Genomic DNA, 24,743 nt, shown 5'->3' with positions numbered 1-24,743 from the left:
ATGGGCAACGACGCAATGCAGGGTGAGTGGCAGGGCAGGCATGTCTGGGTAAGCGGGGCGGCCAGTGGCATCGGCGCGGCGGTACTGGCGCAGCTGCAGGCGCAGAGCGCCAACGTGCTGGCATTGGATCGCGAGCCGGTGCCGGCAGCGACCACGCAGGTACGGGCCGACCTGGCCGACGCCGACGCGGTCGATGCCGCGCTGGCGCCACATCTGGGCCAGCCGCTGGATGCGCTGATCCACTGCGCGGGCTGGTGCCCGCCTGCCGATACCTGGGCTGACGACGACGCGCTCTGGCAGCAGGTGCATGCGGTGAACGTACTGGGTGCGCGCCGGCTGATGCGCCATGCGTTGGCTGGCCTGCGTGCGAATGGGGGCGGCAGCATCGTGCTGCTGTCCTCCATCAACGCGCGCTACGCCACGCCTGGGCTGGCAGCCTACGCGGCCTCCAAGGCGGCGCTGGAATCGCTGGCACGTACCGCAGCGCTGGAACTGGCCGAAGCGAACATCCGGGTCAACGCGATCGCGCCGGCATCGGTGGATACGCCGATGCTGCAGGGCTCGTTCGCACGCAGCGATGATCCCGCCGCGGCCCGTGCACGCAACGTGCAGCGGCATCCGCTGCAGCGCCTGGGCAGCGCAGCCGATGCGGCGGAACTCGCGTTGTTCCTCGCCTCACCGCGCAGCGGCTGGATGACCGGCGCGGTAGTGCCGCTGGATGGTGGCGCCGGAGTGACGCGCCGATGAGCATGCACGACAACGATGCACCGATCATCGGCATCAACTGGGGCAGCAGCAACTTCCGTGCCTTCCTCATCGCCGATGGGCGGGTGCTGGACAGCGTGGAACAGCCACGCGGCATCGCCGGGCTGGACCGCGCGCAGATGCAGGCCCTGCTGGAACAGACCGTGGCCGCCTGGCCCGGCGCGGCGGCGGTATATGCCTGTGGCATGGTCGGCTCGAACATCGGCTGGAGCGATGCCGGCTACGCTGATTGCCCGGCCACGCCGCAGCGGCTGGCCGCGCAGCTGCACCGCACCCGCATCGGCCAGGTGCCGGTGGCCATCGTGCCCGGGCTGGCTTGCCAGCGTGCGCAGGACGACGCGCCGGACATCATGCGTGGCGAGGAAACCGAGCTGCTCGGCCTGCTGGCCGGGGGCGCACTGCCGCTGGATGGGCTGGTGGCGCTGCCTGGCACGCACAGCAAGTGGGTGCAGCTGCAGGGCGGGGCGGTGGTGTCCTTCCTCACCGCGATGTCGGGTGAAATCTTCGACCGCCTTACCGCTGCCGGGCTGCTGGCGTCGGTGGTGGATGGCCCTGCCGTGGAAGGCGCGGCCTTCTTCGATGGCCTGCAGCACGGCCATGCGGGCGGGCTGGGATTGGGCAGTCTGCTGTTCGGCGCGCGCGCGCGGGTGATCCGTGGCCAGCTGCCGCGTGCAGACGGTGCCTCGTGGCTGCGCGGTGTGCTGATCGGCGCCGAGCTGGCCGACGTGCGCCGGCTGTGGCCCGCCGCGCTGCAGGTGCCGTTGCCGATGGTCGGTGCTGCGCCGGTGTGCGCGCTGTACGCCGCCGCCGTGCATGCTCTGGGCGGCAGTGCACGCACGCTGCTGTCCCACGATGCCGTGACCCGCGGCTTCCTCGCCCTGCACAGGGCCGCACAGGCGACGCCATGAACACCGCACACGCCGCCGCCTTCGATGCGGCCATCGAACACACACCGCTGGTGGCCATCCTGCGCGGACTGACCGGTACCGAGGCGCTGGCCGTCGGCCAGGCCCTGGTGGACGCCGGCGTGCGCCTGGCCGAAGTCCCGCTCAATTCGCCGGACCCGCTGGCCACCATCGCCCTGTTGGCGGCGCATTTCGGCGACCGCCTGTGGGTCGGTGCAGGCACCGTGCTGGAGGTGGCCCAGGTCGAAGCCCTGGCTGCCGCCGGCTGTCGCTTCTGCGTATCGCCCAACACCAACCCGGAGGTGATCGTCGCGACACGCGCGCACGGCATGGAACCGATGCCCGGCTTCAGCACCGCCACCGAGGCGTTTGCCGCGCTGGCCGCAGGCGCGCGCTACCTGAAAGCATTTCCGGCGCACGATTCCGCACCGCGGCTTGCGGCACTGTCGGCGGTGCTGCCGGCGCAGGCGCGGCTGGTAGCCGTGGGCGGGTTCACCACCGATGCGCTGCCTGCGCTGTGGCAGGCAGGCGTGCGTGCGGTGGGCATCGGTACCGACCTGTATCGCCCCGGTCGCGCCGCGGACGAGGTGGGTCGACGCGCGCGGCACTGGTTGCAGGCGCTGCGGGCGGTACCCGCCAGCGGCGTGCGCCTGGCCTGCGATGCCGGAACGCTGGTGGGGGAGTCGCCGGTGGTGCTGGACGATGGCCGCGTGGTCTGGGTCGAGCCGACCGCACCGGCCCTGTTGCATTGGGATGGCCAGGCCTGCTCGCGCACGCCACTGTCCGAGCCGGTCTGGTCGCTGGCAGTGACGCCGCAGGGCCTGGTCGGCAACGGTGAAACGCACTTCGTGCGGATTGCCGATGACGGTGGCCTGCAGCCCGGGCCGACCATCGATGTGGGCGCCGGTTGCCGCCTGAATGACATGACCGTGGATGCGCGCGGCGGCCTGTGGGCCGGGTCGATGCACCGCGGCCTGCTGGGCGGCCGTGGCGCGCTGTTCCATGCAGCAGCGGTGGATGCGCCGGTGCGGCGTGTGGCCGATGGCCTGGGGGTGGCCAACGGCATGGTGTTCAGCCCGGAGGGCGATACCCTGTACGTGATCGATACCCTGGCCCGCACCCTGCTGGCCTACCCGGCCGATGTGGCCGCAGGCACGCTGGGCGAACCCAGGGTGGTCACCGATTTCCTCGGCGAAGCGGGCAAGCCCGACGGGTTGGCGTTGTCGCCGCAGGGCAGCTTGTGGGTGGCGATGTGGGGCGGGGCCTGCGTGCTGGAACTGGCGGCCAACGGCGCGGTACAGCGGCGGCTGGCGGTACCGGCGCCGCACGTGGGCGCACTGTGTTTCGCCCCGGATGGGCGCCTGTTCATCACCACGGCACGGGCGCGGCTGGGCCCCGACGCATTGCAGCGGGCGCCCGGCTCGGGCGGCTTGTTCATCGCCACGCCCTGACCCGCGCCTGTGGGTAACTTGCGCAAGTGCTTGAACCCGTGCATAATGCGCGGCTCGCTGTGTCCGGTTTTCTACCGGGCGGCGCCCCCGGGAGCACGTCCCCGGCCGCCCAACGCCAGCGTAACCCTTTGATTCTCTTGACGTGTGGTGGGCAACCACCGAGGCCGCCGTCTCCCGGGCTACGGGCTGACACAACTTACTATCGAGGTGCGCAATGTCCCGCGTATGCCAGGTTTCCGGCAAGCGAGTGCAGACGGGTAACAACGTCTCGCACGCCAACAACAAGACCCGTCGTCGTTTCCTGCCGAATCTGCACGAGCGCCGCTTCTGGGTTGCCAGCGAGAACCGCTGGGTGAAGCTTCGTGTTTCCGCGCATGCACTGCGCACCATCGACAAGAACGGTATCGATTCCGTTCTGGCTGAGCTGCGTGCGCGCGGCGAAAAGGTCTGAGGAGTAGACGATCATGGCAGGCAAGCGCGATAAGGTCCGTATGATTTCGACCGCTGGTACCGGTCACTTCTACACGACCGACAAGAACAAGAAGAACACCCCGGGGAAGATGGAATTCTCCAAGTACGATCCGGTCGTGCGCAAGCACGTCCCGTACAAGGAAGGCAAGATCAAGTAATCCGCAAGGATTGCTGGTCGCTTCCGAAAGAACCCGCCCTTGTGGCGGGTTTTTTTGTGCCCGGTAGTCCTGTGGCGGGTGCCGGTAGGTGCCGACCGTTGGTCGGCACGCTCTCCCAACCCGGTGGGTGCCAACCGTTGGTTGGCACGTCGCCGGAAGGCTGGGCAGAATGGCCCCCACACCTCCCGACGGGCGACGCGATGCTGTTCGAGTGGCTGCTGGGTTCGTACCTGCTGTTGATCGACTGGCTGATCCGGCTGGTCGCGCTGTGCTGGATTCCCACCCGCACCACGCCAGGGGCCGCGCGCAGCTGGCTGCTGCTGGTCGGCTTCGTGCCGCTGCTTGGCCTGCCGCTGTACCTGCTGTTCGGCCACCCGTGGCTGTCGCGCGAGCGCATCCGCCGGCAGGCCGAGGCGTCGCAGGTCATCCGCGAGGAACAGGCGCTGCAGCGCCGCCTGCGCTGGACGCCGAACGCCGACACCGCCTGCGCCGAGATCGTGCCGCTGGTGCAGCGCCAGGGCGATTTCATGCCGGTGCATGGCAACGCGGTCGATCTGCTCACCGATTACGACGAATCGCTGCACACCCTCATCGCCGACATCGACCAGGCCGAGGACCGCGTCCACCTGCTGTACTACCTGATGTTCGACGACGCCGTGGGCGAGGCCATCGTCGAAGCGCTGCAGCGCGCCGCCGCGCGTGGCGTGCAGTGCCGCGTGCTGCTGGATGCGGTGGGCGCCAAGCGTGGCCTGCGTGCCTATCGCAAGCGCCTGCAGGCGCGTGACATCGAAGTGCGGGCGATGCTGCCCGGCGGCCTGCGCTGGCGCCGCAGCGGGCGCATGGACCTGCGCAACCACCGCAAGATCGCGGTCATCGACAACGAAGTGGCCTACATCGGCTCGCAGAACCTGGCCGGCCCCCGCTTCGTGCCCGGCCACCCCAACCGCGAACTGGTCGCGCGCGTGCGCGGCCCGGCGGTGGCCCACCTGGAGGCGGTGTTTGCCAGCGACTGGTACATGGAAACCGGGCAGCGCCTGGACGTCATCGCCGATGTGCCAGTGTGTGGCGATGACATCGCCACCCAGCTGCTGCCGAGCGGCCCGGCCTACCCGTACAGCAACGCGCGCGATGCGGTGGCGGCGCTGATCCACCTGGCGCGGCGGCGGCTGGTGATGGTCACCCCGTATTTCGTGCCCGACGAAGCGACGCTGAGCGCACTGCGCATCGCCGCGCTGTCCGGCGTGCAGGTGCAGCTGATCCTGTCGGCCAGCAACAACCAGCGGCTGACCTCGTGGGCGCAGGAGGCGTACTACGACGAGCTGTTGCGCTGTGGCGTGCAGATCGCCCTGTACGAGCCGCAGTTCCTGCACGCCAAGCACATGAGCGTGGACGAGGACATCGCCGTGCTCGGCTCGATCAACATGGATATCCGTTCCTTTGCGCTGAATGCCGAGATCGGCCTGATCTGCTACGACCGCGCGCTGGTGCAGCAGCTGTGCGCCATCGAAGACGACTACCTGCGCCAGTCGCGCCTGCTGGACCTGGAGCAGTGGCGCAGGCGCCCGGCCTGGCGCCGCAGCCGTGAGGGCATCGCGCGGCTGGCCGATGCGTTGATGTGATGCCGCTGTAACCGCCCGCTCCGGCAACCCGGGGCGTCACCCGCCATGGCCTACAATCGGCGCATGACTGATTCACCGCGAAATGGCGAACTGGACCTGGCGATCATCGGCGGTGGCGCGGCCGGTGTGCTGGTGGCGATCCAGGTGTTGCGACAGGCCCACGCGCCGCTGGCACTGGCCCTCTTCGAACCCGCTTCGCAGCTGGCCCAGGGCATTGCCTACGCCACGCCGTGGCCGGAGCACCTGCTGAACGTGCCGGCGGCGAAGATGAGTGCGTTCCCTGACCAGCCCGGCGACTTCCTTGATTACCTGCAGGCCGTGGATGCCTACCCGGGCGAGGCGCGCGAGCTGCTGGGCGAACGCTACGCAAGCCGCCACCATTTCGCCGCCTACCTGCAGCAGCGCCTGCAGGACGCGGCCGCCGCCAGCCCTGCGCAGCTGCAGGTGATGGCGCAGCCGGTGCTGGGCCTGCAGCCGGACGACCACGGTTACCGCCTGCAGCTGGGCGATGGCAGCACGCTGCACGCGGCACAGGCGGTCATCGCCACCGGCAACAGCATGCGCCCGCTGCCGGTGGCCGGCGCCGATGCGCTGCCCGCCGACGACGTGGTCGAGGCTTGGGACTATGACGGTGTGCGCACCCTGGCCGGTGCCCAGGCGCTGGCCATCGTCGGTTCCGGCCTGAGCATGGCCGACACCGTGCTGGCGCTGGTGGCTGCCGGCCATACCGGTCCGCTGCACGTGATCTCGCGCCACGGCCTGCTGCCGCTGCCGCATGCGCATGGCGTGCTGCCCGAATTCGACCCGGCCGCGCTGCTGCCGATGACCCTGCGCCAGCGCGTGCACGCCCTGCGCGGCTTCGCCCGGCAGGCGCAGGCCGATGGCCAGCCGTGGCAGGGCGTGATGGATCGCATCCGCCCGCATGGCCAGGCGCTGTGGTGCAGCCTGGACGAGGCCGACCAGCGGCGCTTCCTGCGCCATGTGGTGCGCTATTGGGATGTGCACCGCCACCGCATTGCCGAGGACGTTGATGCGCAGCTGCAGGCACTGCAGGCCAGTGGCCAGCTGCGCCTGCACCGTGCCCGCCTGCAGCGCGTCTGGCGCGAGGGCGACGTGCTGCGCTTGTCCGGTCGCGATTCCGCCGGTGCCGAGCAGCAGTGGACGATCGCCGCGGTGGTCAATGCCACCGGCGTGGAAACCCGGGCGCGTGCGCTGCGCAACCCGCTGCTGCAGCAGTTGCTGGCCGATGGCCTGGCCCGCCCCGGGCCGCATGGGCTGGGCCTGGACAGCAGCGTGCCGGGCGACCGCCTGTGCAGCGCCCGTGGTGCAGCGCAGGCGCGGCTGGGCGTGCTCGGCAGCCTGCGCATCGGCAATCTGTGGGAAAGCCTGGCCGTGCCTGAACTGCGTCAGCAGGCGCAGGCGCTGGCTGCCCAGGTGGTCGCAGGAGCCGCGACGGCGATGCCGTAAAATGGGGGCATGGATGTCTCCCACCTGCTCGATGGCCTGAACCCGGCCCAGCGCGAAGCCGTCTCCGCTCCCCCCGGCCACCACCTGGTGCTGGCCGGTGCCGGTTCCGGCAAGACCCGCGTACTCACCCACCGCATCGCCTGGCTGCATGAAGTCGAAGGCGTGCCGACCCACGGCATTTTTGCGGTGACCTTCACCAACAAGGCCGCTGGCGAGATGCGCCACCGCATCGACGCGCAGCTGCCCAATGGCAGCCGCGGCATGTGGATCGGCACCTTCCACGGCCTGGCCAACCGCCTGCTGCGCCTGCACTGGCAGGACGCCAAGCTGCCCGAAGGCTTCCAGGTCATGGATTCGGACGACCAGCTGCGGCTGGTCAAGCGCGTGGTGCAGGCGCTGGAAATCGACGACAGCAAGCATCCGCCCAAGCAGATCGCCTGGTGGATCAACGAACAGAAGGATGAAGGCCGCCGCCCGCAGCACATCCAGCCCGAGCCGCATGATGCGTGGCTGGAAACCATGCGCCAGGCCTACATCGAGTACCAGGCGCGCTGCGACCGTGCCGGCCTGGTCGACTTCGCCGAGCTGCTGCTGCGCGCGCATGAACTGCTGCGCGACAACCCGGCACTGCTGGCGCACTACCGTGCACGCTTCCGCGAAATCCTGGTGGACGAATTCCAGGATACCAACGCCATCCAGTACGCCTTCGTGCGCGTGCTGGCTGGGCACGAGGGCCATGTGTTCGTGGTCGGTGATGACGACCAGGCCATCTACGGCTGGCGCGGCGCCAAGGTCGAGAACGTGCAGGGCTTCCTGCGTGACTTCCCCGGTGCACAGACCATCCGCCTGGAACAGAACTACCGTTCCACCGCCAACATCCTTGGCGCAGCCAACGCAGTCATCGCGCACAACCCGGACCGCATCGGCAAGGAGCTGTGGACCGACAGCGGCGACGGCGAGCCGATCGACCTGTATGCGGCCTACAACGAGATGGACGAGGCGCGCTACATCGTCGAGCGCGCGCGCCAGTGGGTGCGCGACGGTGGCAGCTACACCGAAGTGGCCGTGCTCTACCGCAGCAACGCACAGTCGCGCGCGCTGGAAGAAGCGCTGCTGAGCGAACAGGTGCCGTACCGCGTGTATGGCGGCATGCGCTTCTTCGAGCGTGCTGAAATCAAGGATGCGCTGGCCTACCTGCGCCTGCTGTCCAACCGCAACGACGATGCCGCCTTCGAGCGCGCGGTGAACACGCCCACCCGCGGCATCGGCGAGCGCACCCTGGACGAGGTGCGCCGCGAAGCGCGCGCGCAGGGCATCTCGCTGTGGGAGGCCACCATGCTGGTCACCCAGGGCACGGCGCTGGCCGCGCGCGCACGCAATGCGCTGGCCGGCTTCCTGGTGCTGGTGAATGAACTGCAGGCGCAGACCCTGCACATGACCCTCGCCGAGCGCGTGGACCATGTGCTGTCGCGCTCGCAGCTGCGCGAGCACTGGAGCAAGGAGAGCCGCAATTCGCTGGATTCGGAATCGCGCACCGACAACCTCGACGAACTGGTCTCGGTGGCCTCGCGCTTCCTGCGCCGCGCCGACGACATCGAGGAAGTGGGTGAGGACATGGACGAGCTGGTCGCGTTCCTGGCCTATGCCGCGCTGGAGGCCGGTGAAGGCCAGGCGCAGGCGGGCGAGGAGGGCGTGCAGCTGATGACCCTGCACTCGGCCAAGGGCCTGGAATTCCCGCTGGTGTTCCTGGCCGGCATGGAAGACGGCCTGTTCCCGAGCGCACGTTCGCTGGAAGAAAGCGGCCGCCTGGAAGAAGAGCGCCGGCTGGCTTACGTGGGCATCACCCGCGCCCGGCAGAAGCTGGTGCTGTGCTACGCCGAATCGCGCCGCATCCATGGCCAGGACAACTACAGCCTGCCGTCGCGCTTCCTGCGCGAGATCCCGCGCGAACTGCTGCACGAAGTGCGCCCGAAGGTGCAGGTCTCGCGGCCGGCATCGCTGGGCAGCAGCCGGGTGATGGGCCACGCCTCGATCGAGGCCCCGCCGCTGAAGCTGGGCGCGCTGGTCACCCATCCCAAGTTCGGCGAAGGCATGGTGACCGACTACGAAGGCAGCGGCGCCCACGCCCGCGTGCAGGTCGAGTTCGCCGATGCCGGCAGCAAGTGGCTGGTGATGGCGTATGCCAATCTGACGGTGATCTGATCACCTGTAGAGCCGAGCCAACGCTCGGCAGCTTGCGCTGGGAAAATCAGCCGAGCATGGGCTCGGCTCTACAAGGACGAGTGGTCATGACCCGCAACGTGCTTTTCCTCTGCAGCCAGAACCGCCTGCGCAGCCCGACAGCCGAGCAGGTCTTCGCCGATTGGCCGGGGATTGAAACCGCCTCGGCCGGGCTGCTGGCCGACGCCGAGGAAGTGCTCAGCCCGGAGCTGCTGCAGTGGGCGGACCTGGTGTTCGTGATGGAGAAGGCGCACCGCAACCGCCTGTCCAGCCGCTACAAGGCGTGGATGAACGGCAAGCGGGTGATCTGCCTGGATATCCCCGATGACTACGACTACATGGACCCGGTGCTGGTCGAGCTGCTGAAGCGCAAGGTGGCGCTGTTCCTGCGTTGATCACCTCGAACCCCCGTAGAGTCGAGCTTGCTCGACTGCCTTGTGCCGCGCTGGAAGCAGTCGAGCAAGCTCGACTCTACAATGGGGCCTGACATCTTCCAGGAACGCCCCCATGACCGAACCCACCCTGCACGTCACCGTGAAGTTGAATGCGAAGCTGCAGCCCGAGCATCGCCACGAGCTGTTCGAGGATCCGCTCGATGCGCTGCTGCAGGCGGCGAACCTGGGCGAACTGACCGGGGGTGGCACCGCAATCTCCGACCTGGGCGAAGTCGAGTACGGCGATATCGAAGTGGCACTGGTCGATGCGGATGGCGTGCCGAAGCTGATCGACCTGCTGGAGCAGCTGGGCGCACCGAAGGGTTCGCAGGTGCAGCGTGTGGGCGAGGATGATCGCGCCTTCGGCGTCACCGAGGGGCTGGGCATCTACCTGGATGGCCTGAACCTGCCGGACGAAGTCTACGAACAGTGCGACTCCAACCACGTGTTCGAGCAGCTGTCCGACAACATCGATGGACTGGGTGAGATCTGCAGCTGGTGGCAGGGGCCGACCGAGACCGCGCTGTACATGTACGGCGAATCGTTCGAGAAGATGCGTGATGCGATCGCGGAGTTCGTGGCCAGCTACCCGCTGTGCCAGAACGCGCGCATCGTGCAGATCGCCTGAGGGCTGGGCCCCATGACCTCCAAGGACGCGCACCCGGCCGGTGATGGTGTACGCGCCGTCTTGACCCATTTCGAGGAGATGTTGACGGCACGGCTGCCGGCGGTGCCGGCAGAGCTGCTGGAGGAAGCGCCGGATCTGTCCGATCTCTTCGCGTTCCAGCGCTACTCGCTGGAGACCTTGCCGGCGTGGCTGGGCCCGCATGCACGGCGGCTGCTCAGCGAGCAGGGCCTGCCGCGCCAGGCGGCACCGTATCTCTCGTTCTTCGATGCCGAGCGTGCGGTCGAGGTCTCCGCCCTGCTGCCGGAGCCCGGCAGGGCGCTCGGCCATGATGGCGGCGGCAACGTGCTGGCCATCGACGCGGCCAGTGGCGAAGTGGTGTTGTGGGACCACGACAACGGTGACGCGCGCATGTTCGTCAACCGGGATCTGCTCCGCTTTGCCGAATGCCTGTGTGAATTTCCCTACGGTGCGCAAAGCAGGCAGGCATTTCTACAGGCGGTTGCGCAGATCGATCCGGGCGCCGTGGCGGAGGGCGCTTTCTGGGCGTCCGAGCATTGAGTCTGCTCAGCGCCTCTGGCGGGTGCGGGTAGCATCGAGAACAGTCGAGCACGCTCGACGCTACCGGCTTGCGGCCTGCTCTGCGTTCTCGCGCAGGGCCAGCTGCTTGCCCACCTGGTAGCCGCCATAGAACATCACCAATGCGGCGGCGACAGCCAGCACGATGGCCCGTGGGGTGACCTTTGATGGCGGCTTGCGGTCCTGCATGCGCGTGCTCCCCGATGGCGGCGGCGTGCCGCGCGGCCATCATGCGCCGCGGCCGGCGGCCGGGCAAGCGCGGCGCTACGGCCCCGCCGGGCGCCGCACCTGCTCCCAGTCCAGGCCGAATTTCGCCAGGTACTTGCGCAGGCGGTCGGCGTCGTTGGTGCTGGCGCGCTGGGTGCGCGACACCGCAAACAGCTCGCGGCCGGCCGCTGACAGCGACTTTGAGTGCGCGCAGACCCGCACCACCTCTTCCAGCTGCACGCGGTCGAAGCGGTCCAGCTCATCCACGGCCGGGCCCAGCAGCGCCTCCAGCGCTGACGGCGCCTGGCCGCCGCGCCATTGCTGGCGCAGGCGCGCGATCTCATCATCGACGCCTTCGATCTGGATGCGCCCGGCGTTGGCCAACGTCGCCAGTCGCATGATCGATGCCCCCAGATCGCGGAAATTGCCGCGCCAGGCCGCCTCGGCACTGGTGGCGAACGCCAGGTAGCGCGTGCGTGCCTCCACGTTGAAGCGCACCTGCGCATGCTGCTGCTGCGACCAGCGCTGCAGCTCGAACTCGATGTTGGGCTCGATGTCCTCCCGGCGCTGGGCCAGGCCGGGCAGGTGGTAGGTCCACAGGTTCAGGCGCGCCAGCAGGTCTTCGCGGAAGCTGCCCTCCAGCACCGAGTGCTGCAGATCGCGGTTGGTGCCCGCAATCAGCTGGAACTCGCTTTCCACCTCGCGGTCGCTGCCCACGGGCAGGAAGCGCTTCTCCTCCAGCGCACGCAGCAGCATGGCCTGTTCGTCCAGGCCCAGCTCGCCGATCTCATCCAGGAACAGCAGGCCCTGGTGGGCAGAGCGCAGCAGCCCGGCGCGGTCGGACGAGGCGCCGGTGTACGCGCCCTTGGTATGTCCGAACAGCGTGCTCATTGCGCCGTCGCCGCGCAGGGTGGCGCAGTTCACCTCGACAAAACGGCCGGGCAGCTGGTGCTTGAGCTTCTTCAGCTCGAACACGCGCTTGGCCAGCTGGCTCTTGCCTGCGCCGGTGGGGCCCATCAGCAGCATCGGCGCGCGCGAGCGCGTGGCCACGGTTTCAATCTGCGCGATCATCGCGTTGAACGCCGCATTGCGCGTGGCGATGCCACTCTTCAGCAGGTCGCGGTCCTGCAGTTGCTGCTGGGCGAATCGCTGCGCGATGTGGTCGTAGCGCGACAGGTCCAGGTCGATGACCGCGTAGCTGCCGGCCGCGCCGTCCTGCTTGCGCGGCGGCGAGGTCTGCAGCAGGCGGCCGGGGAAATGCCGGCTCTCGGTGAGCAGGAACCAGCAGATCTGCGCCACGTGCGTGCCGGTGGTGATGTGGACGTAGTAGTCCTCCTCCTCCGGCTGGAACGGATAGCTGGCCAGGAAGTCGTGCAGGGTCGAGTAGACCCCTTCGAACTCCCAGGGATCTGCCAGGTAGGTGTCGTGACGCCGCACCTCCAGCCCGGGCGCCATCTGCTGCAGGTCCTCGCAGACCACGCGGGCAAGCTTGGCGTAGCGGCGCTCGTCCAGCAGCAGCTCGATGCGGTCGGGCAGGAAGTCCTCATGCATGCCCAGCGACACCGTGGGACGCCATTTCTGCCAACGACCCGGACCCTCGCCCGCGTCGAGCTGGGTGCCGAGCATGCCGAAGACTACCTGTCGACGTGACATATCCATTCCTATAAAAGACGCGCGCTGAATATATACATTCAGTGCGGTCAATGGGTGGGTGTTACGTCAGAGATCGGGCGAAATCCAGAAAAAACAATGAGTTGATGCGTCATGGAAAAAGTTGGCACGGCCATTGCTCAATCCATCCCAAGACACGAAGCGGGCCGTTCCCGCCGAGGACACCACGATGGCCAACCTGACGCTCTTCTCCACCCCGCGTGCCCCGGCACTGCCGCCGGCCACCACCGTCAATGAAGCCGGTGGCCTGGCCTACCGCCGTGACCCGCGCGCTGCCCTGGCCCTGTATGCGGCCACCGGCTGCCTCAACAACACGTTCTACAGCGCTGCCGACACACAGCTGCAGCAGGTGCTGGCGCTGACCGCGCAGGTCGAGCCGCGCTTCATTGCCCGCACGGCGGTCTATGCCCGCCAGGTGGCGCACATGAAGGACATGCCGGCGCTGCTGCTGGCCGTGCTCAGCCTGCGAGACCCGGAGGCTTTCGTCCGGGTGTTCCCGCGGGTGGTCGACAACGGCCGCCAGCTGCGCACCTTCGTGCAGATCATGCGCAGCGGCCAGGTCGGCCGCCGGTCGCTGGGGTCGCTGCCGAAGCGCCTGGTACGCGAGTGGATCCAGCAGGCATCGGCGGAAACCCTGGTGCGTGCGGCCATCGGCCAGCAGCCGTCGCTGGCCGACCTGATCCGCATGGTGCACCCGAAGCCGGCCGATGCCGAGCGCAAGGCGCTGTATGCGTGGATTGTCGGTCGCCCGTACGAAGAGGCGCAGCTGCCGGCGCTGGTGCAGGCCTACGAGGCGTTCAAGCGTGACCCGCGTGGACTGCCGCCGGACCTGCCGTTCCAGTACTTCAGCACGCTGCCGCTGGATGCGGCGCAGTGGTCGGCGCTGGCGCGCAGTGCGTCGTGGCAGTCGATGCGGATGAACCTCAACACGTTCGCCCGCAACGGCGTGTTCGATGACCCGGCGATGGTGTCGGTGATCGCAGCGCGGCTGCGTGATCCGGCCCAGGTGCGCCGCGCCCGGGTGATGCCGTACCAGCTGCTGATGGCCTACCAGGCCAGCGCCCGCCTGCCGCAGCAGATTCCGGAAGCGTTGCAGGACGCGATGGAAACGGCCACGGCGCAGGTGCCGGTGCTGCCAGGCCGGGTGGTGGTGGCGGTGGACGTGTCCGGTTCCATGCAGTGGCCGGTGACCGGCTACCGCAAGGGCGCCAGCTCGGCGGTGCGCTGCGTGGACGTGGCGGCGCTGATCGCGGCCTGCGTGCTGCGCGGCCAGCCGCTGGCCACGGTGCTGCCGTTCGACACCGAGGTGCGCCCGGTGCGGTTGAACCCGCGCGACAGCGTGATGACGTTGGCGGCGCAGCTGGCGATCAATGGCGGTGGTACCTCGGTCAGTGCGCCGCTGGAACACCTCAACCATCGTCGCGAGCAGGTCGACCTGGTGGTGCTGGTGTCGGACAACGAAAGCTGGCGTGACACCCGCAGGGGCGGCGCGACGGCCACGATGCAGGCCTGGGATGCGCTGAAGCAGCGTTGCCCGCAGGCACGGCTGGTGTGCATCGACCTGCAGCCGGTAGCCAGCAGCCAGACCGTGCAGCGCGAGGACGTGCTGCATATCGGCGGCTTCAGCGATGCGGTGTTCGACCTGCTGGCGCAGTTCGCGCAGGCGCCGGGCGATGGCAGCGGCTGGGTCGAGCGCATCGAGGACATGCCGCTGTAAACACGATGTTGGACGGCGGCAAGGATGTCGCCAGGGACCGCCCGGCTGGCAATGGGGCCAGCCGGGCAGGACCGGGAATTCACGTTTTTCGCGGTGAATGCTGGTGGAACTACATGGGTTGTCCCTTCGGGGTCGGGTTCGAATCCCGCGTGTCCTGCCGGTTGTGGGGAGACGATGTTCCACCCCTCTTTGTCACCGCACCTGTTTCAACGCCGGCACTGCGAATGCCGGAGGAACTACAGCCTTCTAAGCTCCGGGTCGCGGGTTCGAGCCCCGCCCGCTGTGGCAACACAGCGGTAGCTCAGTGGTAGAGCAGGATGTTCCTCCACCCCTCGTCGTGCTGCCGGCACCTTCGCTTTCGTTGCGCGGGGAATGCAGGCCGAACTACATCGGTAGCCCTTCAGGGTCGGGTTCAAGTCCCGGAATGTTCGGCCATCTTTGTCACCGCACCTTCTTTGTTTTTGTATTGGATGAAAGGAAACATCACCATGACCACCTTGAACCGTGACGTGATCCAGCAGCCGGGCGCTGCACCCATCAAGCTGTGGACGCGCGGCGTGCCGCTGGAAGACCAGGCACGCGAGCAGCTGCAGAACATCGCCAGGCTGCCGTTCATCCATAAGTGGATCGCGGTGATGCCCGACGTGCACCTGGGCAAGGGGGCAACCGTGGGCTCGGTGGTGCCGACCGTCGGCGCCATCATTCCGGCTGCGGTGGGCGTGGACATCGGCTGCGGCATGATGGCCGTGCGCACCACGCTGGATGCCAGCGACCTGCCGGACAACCTGTCGACGGTGCGCAGCGCGATCGAGCGGGCCGTGCCGCATGGCCGCAGCGTGACCCGTGGCGGCCGTGACAAGGGCAGCTGGGACACGCCGCCGGAGCTGGCCATCGAAGGCTGGAAGCAGCTGGTCGATGACTTCGCGCTGATCTGCGAGCGCCACCCGCGCCTGAAGAACACCAACAACCTCAAGCACCTGGGCACCCTCGGCACCGGCAACCACTTCGTCGAAGTGTGCCTGGACCAGGACCAGCGCGTGTGGTTCATGCTGCACTCCGGTTCGCGTGGCGTGGGCAATGCCATCGGCACCTACTTCATCGAACTGGCCAAGCAGGAAATGCGCCGCTGGATGATCAACCTGCCCGACCAGGACCTGGCGTACCTGCCCGAGGGCAGCCAGCACTACGGTGACTATGTGTTCGCGGTGGAATGGGCGCAGCGCTTCGCACGCATGAACCGCGAGGTGATGATGCGCAACGTGGTGGCGGCCGTGCGTACGGTCATCAGCAAGCCGTTCGAGGCCCAGGCCGAGGCGGTGAACTGCCACCACAACTACGTCAACCGCGAAGTGCACTTCGGCAAGGAAGTGATGCTGACCCGCAAGGGCGCGGTGAGTGCGCGCAAGGGCGAGCTGGGCATCATCCCGGGCAGCATGGGTGCCAAGAGCTTCATCGTGCGCGGGCTGGGCAACGAGGACAGCTTCCACAGCTGCAGCCACGGTGCCGGGCGCGTGATGAGCCGCACCCAGGCGCGCAAGCTGATCACCGTGGATGAGCACGCCAAGGCCACCGCGCACGTGGAATGCCGCAAGGATGCGGAGGTGGTGGATGAATCGCCGGCGGCCTACAAGCCGATCGAGGCGGTGATGGAGGCCCAGCGCGATCTGGTCGAGATCGTGCACACGCTGCGCCAGGTGGTGTGCGTGAAGGGATGAAGCGGGCCGCGCGCGGCGTACACTGCGCCGCGCGCGGCAGGACGGCCTGCAGACGAAACCGCAGGCATGGAGGAACAGAACAGATGGACATGATCGAACTTGATGGCGGGCACGGCGGCGGACAGCTGCTGCGCTCGGCCCTGACCCTGAGCCTGTGCACCGGCATCGGCTTCACCCTGCAGAACATCCGCGCGATCCGCCGCAAGCCCGGGCTGATGCGCCAGCACCTGACCGCGGTGAATGCCGCCGCGCGGGTCGGCAACGCCTGCACGCACGGTGCCACGCTGGGCGCGACCTCGCTGCGCTTCGAGCCGGGCGTGGTGAGCGCTGGCGAGTATCACTTCGCCACCGGCAGTGCCGGCTCGGCCACCCTGGTCCTTCAGACCGTGCTGCCGGCGCTGTGGCGCGCGCAGGGGCCGTCGCGGCTGCGCCTGGAAGGCGGCACCCACAATCCGCTGGCGCCCAGCGCAGATTTCATCGCCGACAGCTACCTGCCGTCACTGGCGCGGATGGGCGTGCAGGCCTCGATGCAGCTGCTGCAGCACGGCTTCCACCCGGCCGGCGGCGGCGTGATCGAGCTGCAGGTGCAGCCGTGCGGGACGTTGCAGGTGCCGTGCATGGAGCAGCGCCCGGCACTGGATTCGATGCAGGCGCAGGTGGTGATGTCCGGCCTGTCCAGCAGCATCGGCCTGCGCGAACTGCAGGTGCTGGCCGATGAGCTCGGCGTCGACGCGCACCCGCGCCACGTGCAGTCGGTGCGGCCGGCACTGGGCCCGGGCAACGTGGCGATGGTGCGCGTGCGCCACGGCGACCACGTGGAAGTGTTCGATGGCCACGGCGAGCGCGGTGTGTCGGCCGAGCAGGTGGGCGCACGCCTGGCTGGCCAGGTACGCACCTACCTCAGCGGTGGCGCATGGGTCGGCGAGTACCTGTCCGACCAGCTGCTGTTGCCGATGGCCCTGGCCGGGGGCGGCAGCTTCACCACCCACGTCATCAGCGACCACCTGGCCAGCAACGCGCGCCTGATCGAGAAATTCCTGCCGGTGGAATTCGACTGGCAGCCGCATGCAGGGGGCTGGCGGGTCACCGTCGAGGCCTGAACACGCCGCCGGGCATGGCCCGGCGCTGCCGATGGGCACGGGCATCAATCCCGCGCCAGGATTGATCCTGCTCAAGGCGCGGCGTGCACATCCGGTGTGCAATGGTGATGTTCCCAACTGGCACCCCGCCAAGGAGGCCCACCATGTACACCCGCATCCTGATCGCCACCGACGGCTCCGAGCTGTCCGACAAGGGCCTGGCCAAGGGCCTGGAACTGGCGAAGGATCTCAACGCCGAGGTCGATATCGTGACGGTCTCCGAGCCGTGGGCGGTGGGCATGTACGACGCCATGGGCTGGAGCGTGGGCTACATGAACAGCCCCGAATACAAGGCCGACCGCGAGGAAGGTGCGCAGAAGGTGCTGCAGCCGGCGCTGGCCAAGGCCGCCGAGCAGGGCATCCGCGCCAACCCCATCCATGTGCTGGACCGCTACGCCGCCGACGGCATCATCGAGACGGCCGGCGAGCGCAACAGCGACCTGATCGTGATGACCTCGCATGGTCGCCGCGGGGTGACCCGCGTGCTGCTGGGCAGCCAGACGGCCGAAGTGCTGGCACGCAGCACCCTGCCGGTACTGGTCATCCGCTGATCAACATCCACTGATCCGCGCGTTCCCGGGGAGGGGACCTGGTGCCGGTACGCAGGATGCGTGCCGGCACCCACTTCCTCCAGGCCGTCCCAGCGGGTCCGCTCAGGACAGCAGCGAGCCCCGTGCGCGCTGCCGGCAGGCCTGCCGCCAGTCGGCCGGCGACATGCCGAACTGCGCCAGGAACGCGCGCTGGAACTGGCGCTCGGACGCGAAGCCGACTTCATAGAGCAGCCAGGTCAGGCGGCAGCCCGGCTCCCGGGCCAGGTGGCGGTGCGCCAGCCAGGCCCGGCATTCACGGATGTAGCGCGCCACCCCGCCGTGGGCCTGGAACAGCCGGTAGACCGTGGAGCGGGACATCGCGAACGCGTCGCAGATCATCTGCTCGCCCAGCTCGCAGTCGCCCAGGTGGGCATCGATGTAATCGACGATGCGCAGCAGGCGCGGGTCGGCCGTGCCGCCGCAGGTGACGCGCTGGCGTGCGCTGCTGCGGCGCAGGTCGGCGGCAAGTGATGCAACCACCGAAGGGGTGGCCTGTTGCAGGTTCATGGCAGCGTGATCCCGGCCCACCTCCGGGGCCTGTCATGGGATCAACCGGCAGATGCGTCGGGAACCTATCAATCGACCGGCTGCGGTGCCGGAGCCGGCCGCGGATGCATCACCAGCTGTACAGCTTCCAGTACACCGGCGAGACGCCGTCCTTGTCGTTGTCCATGCGGCCATCGCCGTTCTTGTCGTACATGTAGAACGGTGCGCCGCGCGACGGGGTGACCTTGACCATGCGCAGCTGGCCGGACACGCGGTACTCCTCGATGACATCGCCGTTGCCCATGGTGCGGCTGGATACATCGGCGCCCTTCACGTCCACCGGGGGAGCGCCTGCACCGCCCATGCTGGCGCAGCCAGCAAGCAGCAGCAGGGAAGCCAGCATCAGGGTCTTCATCGGCAGGGCCTTCGCATCGATCGGACCTTGATTATGCCCCATCGACGCGTCGCGGCCGTGTCGCCGCGGTGCAGGCACGGGCGCGTAGAATCGTCGCATGAGCAGATTAGTCCTGATCGACGGGTCCAGTTACCTGTACCGCGCGTTCCACGCGCTGCCGCCCCTGTCCAATGCACAGGGCGAGCCCACCGGCGCGCTGTTCGGCGTGGTCAACATGCTGCGCTCGACGCTGAAGGAGCGCCCGGCCTACGTCGCCTTCGTGGTCGATGCCCCGGGCAAGACCTTCCGCGACGACCTGTACGACCAGTACAAGGCCAACCGCCCGCCCATGCCCGATGAACTGCGCAGCCAGGTCGAGCCGATGTGCCGCATCGTCGAAGCGCTGGGCATCAGCATCCTGCGCATCCCCGGCGTGGAAGCCGACGATGTGATCGGCACGCTGGCCCTGCAGGGCGTGGCGCAGGACCTGAAGGTGACCATTTCCACCGGTGACAAGGACTTTGCCCAGCTGGTGCGGCCGGGCATCGAACTGGTCAACACCATGACCGGCAGCCGCATGGATTCGGACGCGGCGGTGATGGACAAGTTCGGCGTGCGCGCCGACCAGATCATCGACCTGCTGGCGCTGATGGGCGACACCGTGGACAACGTGCCCGGCGTGGAGAAGTGCGGCCCGAAGACCGCCGCCAAGTGGCTGGCCGAGTACCAGCACCTGGACGGCGTCATCGCTGCCGCGCCGACCATGAAGGGCAAGATCGGCGAGAACCTGCGCGCCGCGCTGGAGCGCCTGCCGCTGAACCGCGAGCTGGTGACCATCCGCACCGACGTCGAGCTGGACGCTTCGCCGGCCACCCTGGCCCTGCGCGAGCAGGACGTTCCGGTGCTGACCGAGCTGTATGCCCGCTATGGCTTCACCCAGGCGCTGAAGGAGCTGGGCGGCCCGCTGCCGGCACCGGCCGCCGCCAGTGAAGCCACCCCGAGCCTGCGCGGCACCGCCGCCGGCTTCGCCCGGGGCAGCGCCGAAGCGCCGCCGGCCGCCGGGATCGACCCGGCGCTGTCCGCGCCCGGTGAGTACGAAACGGTACTGACGGCCGAACAGCTGCAGGCCTGGGTGGAGCGCGTGCAGCAGGCCACGCTGATCAGCTTCGACACCGAAACCGATGCGCTGGATGCCATGCGCGCGCGCCTGGTCGGCATCAGCCTGGCGGTCGAGCCGGGCAAGGCCGCCTACATTCCGGTCGGCCACGACTATCCGGGTGCGCCGGCCCAGCTGCCGTTGCAGCAGGTGCTGGATGCGCTGCGCCCGGTGCTGCAGGACCCGGCGAAGCAGAAGCTGGGCCAGCACGGCAAGTACGACCTGCACGTGCTGCGCCGCCACGGCGTGGACGTGCAGGGCTACCACGACGACACCATGCTCGAGAGCTTCGTGCTCAATTCCACGGCCACCCGCCACGACATGGATTCGCTGGCCCTGCGTTACCTGGGCTACAACACCATCAAGTTCGAGGACGTGGCCGGCAAGGGCGCCAAGCAGATCCCGTTCTCGCAGGTGGGCATCGACGAAGCCAGCCGCTATGCGGCCGAGGACGCCGACATCACCCTGCGCCTGCACCATGCGCTGCAGCCGCAGCTGCTGGCCGAACCGGCGCTGGACAGCGTGTACCGCGACATCGAGATGCCGCTGGTGCCGGTGCTGGCCAGCATCGAAGCCAACGGCGTGCGCATCGATACCGATGAGCTGCGCCGGCAGAGCCACGACCTGTCCTCGCGCATGCTGGCCGCGCAGCAGAAGGCCACCGAGCTGGCCGGGCGCAGCTTCAACCTGGATTCGCCCAAGCAGCTGCAGGCGGTGCTGTTCGACGAGCTGAAGCTGCCGGCGGTGGTGAAGACCCCGAAGGGCCAGCCCAGCACCAACGAGGAAGCGCTGGAGGCGATTGCCGACCAGCACGAGCTGCCGCGGGTGATCCTGGAATACCGCGGCCTGGCCAAGCTGCGCAGTACCTACACCGACAAGCTGCCGGAGATGGTCAACCCGGACACCGGCCGGGTGCACACCAGCTATCACCAGTCCGGCGCCGCCACCGGCCGCCTGTCCTCGTCGGACCCGAACCTGCAGAACATTCCGATCCGCACCGAGGATGGCCGCCGCATCCGCCGTGCCTTCGTCGCGCCGGAGGGCTTCCAGCTGCTGGCAGCCGACTATTCGCAGATCGAGCTGCGGATCATGGCCCACCTGTCCGAGGACCCGGGCCTGGTGCGTGCCTTCGAGCAGGGCGCCGACGTCCACCGTGCCACCGCCGCCGAGGTGTTCGGGCGCACGCTGGAAGAGGTGACACCCAACGAGCGCCGCGCCGCCAAGGCCATCAACTTCGGCCTGATGTACGGCATGAGCGCCTTTGGCCTGGCCCGCAACCTGGGCATCGACCGTGGCCAGGCGCAGGATTATGTGGCGCTGTACTTCAGCCGCTATCCGGGCGTGCGTGACTTCATGGAGCGGATGCGCCAGCAGGCGCGTGACCAGGGGTATGTGGAAACCCTGTTCGGCCGCCGCCTGTACCTGAATGACATTCATGCCCGCAACCAGGGCCTGCGTGCCGGCGCCGAACGCGCGGCGATCAACGCGCCGATGCAGGGCACCGCCGCGGACATCATCAAGCGGGCGATGGTGTCGGTGGACCAGTGGCTGCACGACAGTGGCGCCCCGGCGCGGATGATCCTGCAGGTGCACGATGAACTGGTATTCGAAAGCGAGGCCGGTTTCACCGAGGAACTGCGTAAAAACGTGATCGAGCGCATGTCGCAAGCGGCGCAATTGCGGGTGCCGCTGGTCGTCGATACCGGTGTTGGGGTTAACTGGGACGAGGCGCACTGATTCGCATTCAGGCTAAAAACGCCATGAATGGTTCATTTGTACGATTTATCTGACTCGAAGATGAATGTTTTGGGTAGGGGCCTACAATAAATTGGGCCCCTTCACGAACCGTTAGTGTTCGGGGTGTTTCTATAACTCTCGACAGGCGCAACGCCTGTCGTGGATCTCTCCCATCCCCTGGAGCAGATCTCGGAACGGGGGCTCCTCCCCAAGCGCCCGTTCCCCGGCCCCGTTGACCTCCCCCTGGTCAGCGGGGCTTTTTATTTGTGCGCCGCTGGGCCACGCTGGGCCATCGCTCCGCAGGGGAAGCCGCAATGCCCGATCTGTTCGCACTGGCGATGCCGTGGTGGGAATTCGTCCTGCGCGCGGTGGTGGTCTATGCCGTCGTGCTGGGCATGGTCCGGCTCAGCGGCAAGCGCGCGCTGGGGCAGATCACCCCGTTCGATGTGCTGCTGATCGTGCTGCTGGGCAATGCCGTGCAGAACGCGCTGCTGGGCACCGACACGTCGCTGGGCGGCGGCCTGCTGCTGGCGGCCACGCTGATCCTGCTGAACTATGGCGTGGGTTGGCTGACCACGCGCAACCGGCGCATGGAACGGCTGATCGAAGGCGAGCCGGTGGTGATCGCGCGCGACGGGCGCCTGCTGGAGGCCGTGCTGCGGCGCGAGCTGGTCAGCACGGCCGATTTCGAAGCCGCACTGCGCCAGCAGGGCTGCCTGCGCGTGGAGGATGTCGAGCTGGCGCTGCTGGAAACCACCGGCCACATCACCATCATTCCGAAGAAGTAGCCTTCGCGCAGGCCTGCGGCGCGTTGCCGGATCTGCAGGCCAGCAGCAGCACACGCTGCGCCAGCTCGGCCTGGCCTGCGGTCTGCAGCGCATCGGCCACCGCCATGCAGAAGCGTTCGCTGGGATGGGCCGCGCACATCTCTGCCAGTTCCTGCAGCTGCTCATCCGGCAACGGCAGGTTGTCCGGTATCTGGCTGGCCAGCGAAAATGCCGTGCCCACCGCCGCCACGCGCTCCTGGTCGTCATTGCGCCGGCAGGCTTCGGCGTCGAACGCCGGATCATCCTCCTGGCACACCGCCGCGACGCTGGAAGGTACCGAAGGATCGGCCATGACCCGGTCGATCACCCAGTTGTTGCGGGCATCGGTGCGGTAATCCTCGATCAGGCGGTTGCAGGCCGCTTCGATGCCTTCGCGGCACCACAGGTGCCAGCTGTCCGCGCCTGCCCACACCATCCTGCCCATGCAGCCGGCGATATCCGCGCGACAGCTGTTGGGTGCGAAGGGCGGCACCACCCGGCAGGCGGCCTCGCTGTCACGCACATAGTGGTCATCGCCATCATCCAGCGTGTGGCCGTCCGCGCTGAGCGTCCATGTCGAGGATCCGGTGCTCGCCAGGCTGATGGCGGTGATGTCCGCGCCGGCCTGGTCCAGGTGGAACGGCTCGGGCGCATGCCCGGCGCGCTGGCGCTGCGCATCAACGGCACTGTCGATGCGCAGCACGGTATCGCCGCTGGCGTCCTTGAAGGTGCCGCACTGCATCGACTGCGCGGCAGCGGGCATCGCAGCGGCCGCCAGCAGGAACAGCAGTACCGTGCGCGCGCCCCGCAGGCGGCGCGTTGGGAGGGTCAGGAACATCGGATCATCCTTGAATGGGGAACTGCGCAGCACCGCACGGTGCCGCGCGGAGATCAGCGATCAGGCGCGGGCTGGACCCAGTCGCGCGGCACCAGGTAATCGGCCAGGCGCGCTTCGGCGCTGCCGGCTTCCGGAGTGAAGCCATATTCCCAGCGTACCCGCGGCGGCAGGCTCATCAGGATGCTCTCGCTGCGGCCGCCACTCTGCAGGCCGAACAGCGTGCCGCGGTCGTAGACCAGGTTGAACTCCACGTAGCGGCCACGACGGTACAACTGGAATTCGCGCTCGCGCTCGCCGTGCGCGGTGTCCTTGCGCTGCTGCACGATCGGCAGGTAGGCATCGAGGAAGCCGTCACCGACCGCGCGCAGGTAGGCGAAGTCACGCTCGAAATCGCCGTGCAGGTCATCGAAGAACAGGCCGCCCACGCCACGCGTTTCGTTGCGATGGCGCAGGAAGAAGTACTCGTCGCACCAGCGCTTGTGCGCGGCGTAGCGCTCCTCGCCATACGGCGCGCACAGGTCGTGGGCCACCTGGTGCCAGTGCTGCACGTCCTCATCGAAGGGATAGAACGGGGTCAGGTCGAAGCCACCGCCGAACCAGCTGGCCACCACCTCACCATCGCGCTGGGCCTGGAAAAAGCGCACGTTGGCGTGGGTGGTCGGCACGTAGGGGTTGAGCGGGTGGAACACCAGCGACACGCCGGTGGCGCGCCAGGAGGCGCCCGCCAGTTCCGGCCGGTTGGCCGAGGCCGACGGCGGCAGGCGGCTGCCGGACACATCGGAGAAGCCGATGCCGGCCTGTTCGAACACCGCACCGTCGCGCAGCACGCGGGTACGCCCACCGCCGCCCTCGGCCCGCTGCCACAGGTCTTCCTGGAAGCGGGCCTGGCCATCGGCGGCCTCGATGGCCGCACAGATGCGGTCCTGCAGGTCGGTGAGGTAGGCGCGTACGCGCTCGAAATCGTTCATGGCGCGTACTTTACCGCAGCGCCCGGGCTGTTCCGCAGCAGGCCGCGCCGACCAGCGCTTCAGCGGAAGCGTGCGCGCATGTCCGGCCGCAGCAGGCGCCAGGCCAGCCAGCCCTGCAGGCCGGCAAACAGCACGGAACTTCCCAGCAGGGTCACGGTGAACATCAGGCGCTGCATGTCCAGTTCACGGGCCATCGACGGGTCGTCGGCGATCAGCGCGAATACCTGGCGCAGGACGCGGTCGAACCACCAGGTGATGACGAAGTTGGCCAGCGCGCTCAACAGCAACGCCCAGACATAGGCCCACAGTCCCCAGCGCCGCTCGTGCCACAGCCCCCAGCTGGCCAGGGTGGACGCCAGGCAGACCAGGGCGGCCAGCAGCGATGCGGACACCGGGTGGACCAGCATCCACCACAGGGTGCGGTCCAGGCCGTGTTCCCAGGCCAGGCTGGCCAGGTGCTGCCACAGCGGCAGTGCGGCCAGGGGAATCGCCACCAGTGCCTGCAGCAGGCAGTAGACGGTCAGTACCAGGCACAGCCAGAACGAACCCTGCGCCAACGGCTTCAACCAGTGGGTGCGGGCGGCGGTGGGCGCGGCGGGGATGGGGGGAATGGGCACTGACATCC

Annotated in this window: 24 protein-coding genes; 17 read left to right on the top strand and 7 right to left on the bottom strand. The window is 68.3% G+C overall.

What is annotated here, in order from left to right; all coding sequences use genetic code 11:
• The 11 genes from C1927_RS20735 to C1927_RS20685 all read left to right on the top strand — a co-directional run bounded on the left by C1927_RS20735 (position 1) and on the right by C1927_RS20685 (position 10,676).
• Positions 1–747, top strand: coding sequence for an SDR family oxidoreductase (locus C1927_RS20735; protein WP_108747689.1), 747 nt, complete (start codon positions 1–3; stop codon positions 745–747).
• Positions 744–1,673: a 2-dehydro-3-deoxygalactonokinase gene (locus tag C1927_RS20730; protein WP_079224278.1), complete on the top strand. Its 930-nt coding sequence runs from the start codon at positions 744–746 to the stop codon at positions 1,671–1,673. The genes C1927_RS20735 and C1927_RS20730 overlap by 4 nt, the downstream gene beginning before the upstream one ends.
• A complete protein-coding gene (locus C1927_RS20725) occupies positions 1,670–3,121 on the top strand; it encodes a 2-dehydro-3-deoxy-6-phosphogalactonate aldolase (RefSeq protein ID WP_079224276.1) in 1,452 nt (483 codons plus the stop codon). Before C1927_RS20730 ends, C1927_RS20725 begins: the two co-directional genes overlap by 4 nt.
• A gap of 214 nt (positions 3,122–3,335) precedes the next feature.
• On the top strand, positions 3,336–3,572 hold the full coding sequence (rpmB, locus tag C1927_RS20720; RefSeq protein ID WP_005411638.1) for a 50S ribosomal protein L28: 237 nt from the start codon (positions 3,336–3,338) through the stop codon (positions 3,570–3,572).
• 10 nt (positions 3,573–3,582) lie between these two features.
• Positions 3,583–3,750 carry a 50S ribosomal protein L33 gene (gene rpmG / locus C1927_RS20715; protein WP_170272460.1) on the top strand — a complete coding sequence of 56 codons (168 nt, stop codon included), beginning with the start codon at positions 3,583–3,585 and terminating at the stop codon, positions 3,748–3,750.
• Positions 3,751–3,950: 200 nt separating this feature from the next.
• Positions 3,951–5,369 carry a cardiolipin synthase gene (gene cls / locus C1927_RS20710; RefSeq protein WP_079224274.1) on the top strand — a complete coding sequence of 473 codons (1,419 nt, stop codon included), beginning with the start codon at positions 3,951–3,953 and terminating at the stop codon, positions 5,367–5,369.
• Between the two features lie 45 nt (positions 5,370–5,414).
• A complete protein-coding gene (locus tag C1927_RS20705; RefSeq protein ID WP_108747688.1) occupies positions 5,415–6,836 on the top strand; it encodes an FAD/NAD(P)-binding protein in 1,422 nt (473 codons plus the stop codon).
• Positions 6,837–6,845: 9 nt separating this feature from the next.
• The gene (gene uvrD / locus C1927_RS20700) at positions 6,846–9,038 is read left to right on the top strand and encodes a DNA helicase II (RefSeq protein WP_079224270.1); all 2,193 of its coding nucleotides are present in this window, start codon (positions 6,846–6,848) and stop codon (positions 9,036–9,038) included.
• Positions 9,039–9,124: 86 nt separating this feature from the next.
• Positions 9,125–9,451: a low molecular weight protein tyrosine phosphatase family protein gene (locus C1927_RS20695; protein ID WP_108747687.1), complete on the top strand. Its 327-nt coding sequence runs from the start codon at positions 9,125–9,127 to the stop codon at positions 9,449–9,451.
• A 112-nt stretch (positions 9,452–9,563) separates the two neighbouring features.
• On the top strand, positions 9,564–10,118 hold the full coding sequence (locus C1927_RS20690; protein ID WP_079224267.1) for a hypothetical protein: 555 nt from the start codon (positions 9,564–9,566) through the stop codon (positions 10,116–10,118).
• A 12-nt stretch (positions 10,119–10,130) separates the two neighbouring features.
• The gene (locus C1927_RS20685) at positions 10,131–10,676 is read left to right on the top strand and encodes an SUKH-4 family immunity protein (RefSeq protein ID WP_108747686.1); all 546 of its coding nucleotides are present in this window, start codon (positions 10,131–10,133) and stop codon (positions 10,674–10,676) included.
• A gap of 60 nt (positions 10,677–10,736) precedes the next feature.
• On the opposite strand, the gene C1927_RS21560 is transcribed toward C1927_RS20685, so the two are convergent.
• Positions 10,737–10,883: a hypothetical protein gene (locus tag C1927_RS21560; protein ID WP_174208708.1), complete on the bottom strand. Its 147-nt coding sequence runs from the start codon at positions 10,881–10,883 to the stop codon at positions 10,737–10,739.
• 75 nt (positions 10,884–10,958) lie between these two features.
• Complete coding sequence (rtcR, locus tag C1927_RS20680) at positions 10,959–12,554, bottom strand: RNA repair transcriptional activator RtcR (protein ID WP_108747897.1); 1,596 nt, start codon at positions 12,552–12,554, stop codon at positions 10,959–10,961.
• A gap of 187 nt (positions 12,555–12,741) precedes the next feature.
• On the opposite strand from rtcR, the gene C1927_RS20675 reads away from it, so the two are divergent.
• The 4 genes from C1927_RS20675 to C1927_RS20660 all read left to right on the top strand — a co-directional run bounded on the left by C1927_RS20675 (position 12,742) and on the right by C1927_RS20660 (position 17,694).
• Positions 12,742–14,289: a VWA domain-containing protein gene (locus C1927_RS20675; protein ID WP_108747685.1), complete on the top strand. Its 1,548-nt coding sequence runs from the start codon at positions 12,742–12,744 to the stop codon at positions 14,287–14,289.
• A gap of 488 nt (positions 14,290–14,777) precedes the next feature.
• Entirely contained in the window at positions 14,778–16,004 is a 1,227-nt protein-coding gene (locus C1927_RS20670; RefSeq protein ID WP_108747684.1) for an RtcB family protein, read from the top strand.
• 83 nt (positions 16,005–16,087) lie between these two features.
• Complete coding sequence (rtcA, locus tag C1927_RS20665) at positions 16,088–17,104, top strand: RNA 3'-terminal phosphate cyclase (RefSeq protein ID WP_108747683.1); 1,017 nt, start codon at positions 16,088–16,090, stop codon at positions 17,102–17,104.
• Positions 17,105–17,247: 143 nt separating this feature from the next.
• Entirely contained in the window at positions 17,248–17,694 is a 447-nt protein-coding gene (locus C1927_RS20660) for a universal stress protein (protein WP_079224261.1), read from the top strand.
• A gap of 102 nt (positions 17,695–17,796) precedes the next feature.
• On the opposite strand, the gene C1927_RS20655 is transcribed toward C1927_RS20660, so the two are convergent.
• Both C1927_RS20655 and C1927_RS20650 read right to left on the bottom strand, forming a co-directional pair.
• Positions 17,797–18,240, bottom strand: a complete 444-nt coding sequence (locus tag C1927_RS20655) for an AraC family transcriptional regulator (RefSeq protein WP_079224260.1) — start codon at positions 18,238–18,240, stop codon at positions 17,797–17,799.
• A gap of 109 nt (positions 18,241–18,349) precedes the next feature.
• Positions 18,350–18,634, bottom strand: coding sequence for a DUF2782 domain-containing protein (locus C1927_RS20650; RefSeq protein WP_108747682.1), 285 nt, complete (start codon positions 18,632–18,634; stop codon positions 18,350–18,352).
• Positions 18,635–18,731: 97 nt separating this feature from the next.
• Here C1927_RS20650 and polA point away from each other — a divergent pair, with 97 nt between their 5' ends.
• Positions 18,732–21,506: a DNA polymerase I gene (gene polA, locus C1927_RS20645; protein ID WP_108747681.1), complete on the top strand. Its 2,775-nt coding sequence runs from the start codon at positions 18,732–18,734 to the stop codon at positions 21,504–21,506.
• Positions 21,507–21,820: 314 nt separating this feature from the next.
• Complete coding sequence (locus C1927_RS20640) at positions 21,821–22,294, top strand: YetF domain-containing protein (RefSeq protein WP_079224257.1); 474 nt, start codon at positions 21,821–21,823, stop codon at positions 22,292–22,294.
• Here the strand turns inward: C1927_RS20640 and C1927_RS20635 are convergent.
• From C1927_RS20635 to C1927_RS20625, 3 genes are read right to left on the bottom strand one after another with little or no spacing between them, the layout of a single operon-like run.
• Complete coding sequence (locus C1927_RS20635) at positions 22,278–23,150, bottom strand: hypothetical protein (RefSeq protein WP_108747680.1); 873 nt, start codon at positions 23,148–23,150, stop codon at positions 22,278–22,280. The two genes, C1927_RS20640 and C1927_RS20635, sit on opposite strands and share 17 nt — an antisense overlap.
• A 53-nt stretch (positions 23,151–23,203) precedes the next feature.
• Positions 23,204–24,118, bottom strand: a complete 915-nt coding sequence (gene hemF, locus C1927_RS20630) for an oxygen-dependent coproporphyrinogen oxidase (RefSeq protein ID WP_108747679.1) — start codon at positions 24,116–24,118, stop codon at positions 23,204–23,206.
• Between the two features lie 59 nt (positions 24,119–24,177).
• The gene (locus C1927_RS20625; RefSeq protein WP_108747678.1) at positions 24,178–24,741 is read right to left on the bottom strand and encodes a hypothetical protein; all 564 of its coding nucleotides are present in this window, start codon (positions 24,739–24,741) and stop codon (positions 24,178–24,180) included.
• Positions 24,742–24,743: the final 2 nt, after the last annotated feature.

The organism is Stenotrophomonas sp. ZAC14D1_NAIMI4_1 (genome assembly GCF_003086775.1).
GTDB lineage: Bacteria > Pseudomonadota > Gammaproteobacteria > Xanthomonadales > Xanthomonadaceae > Stenotrophomonas.
This window is presented reverse-complemented; position numbering and strand designations above follow the sequence as displayed.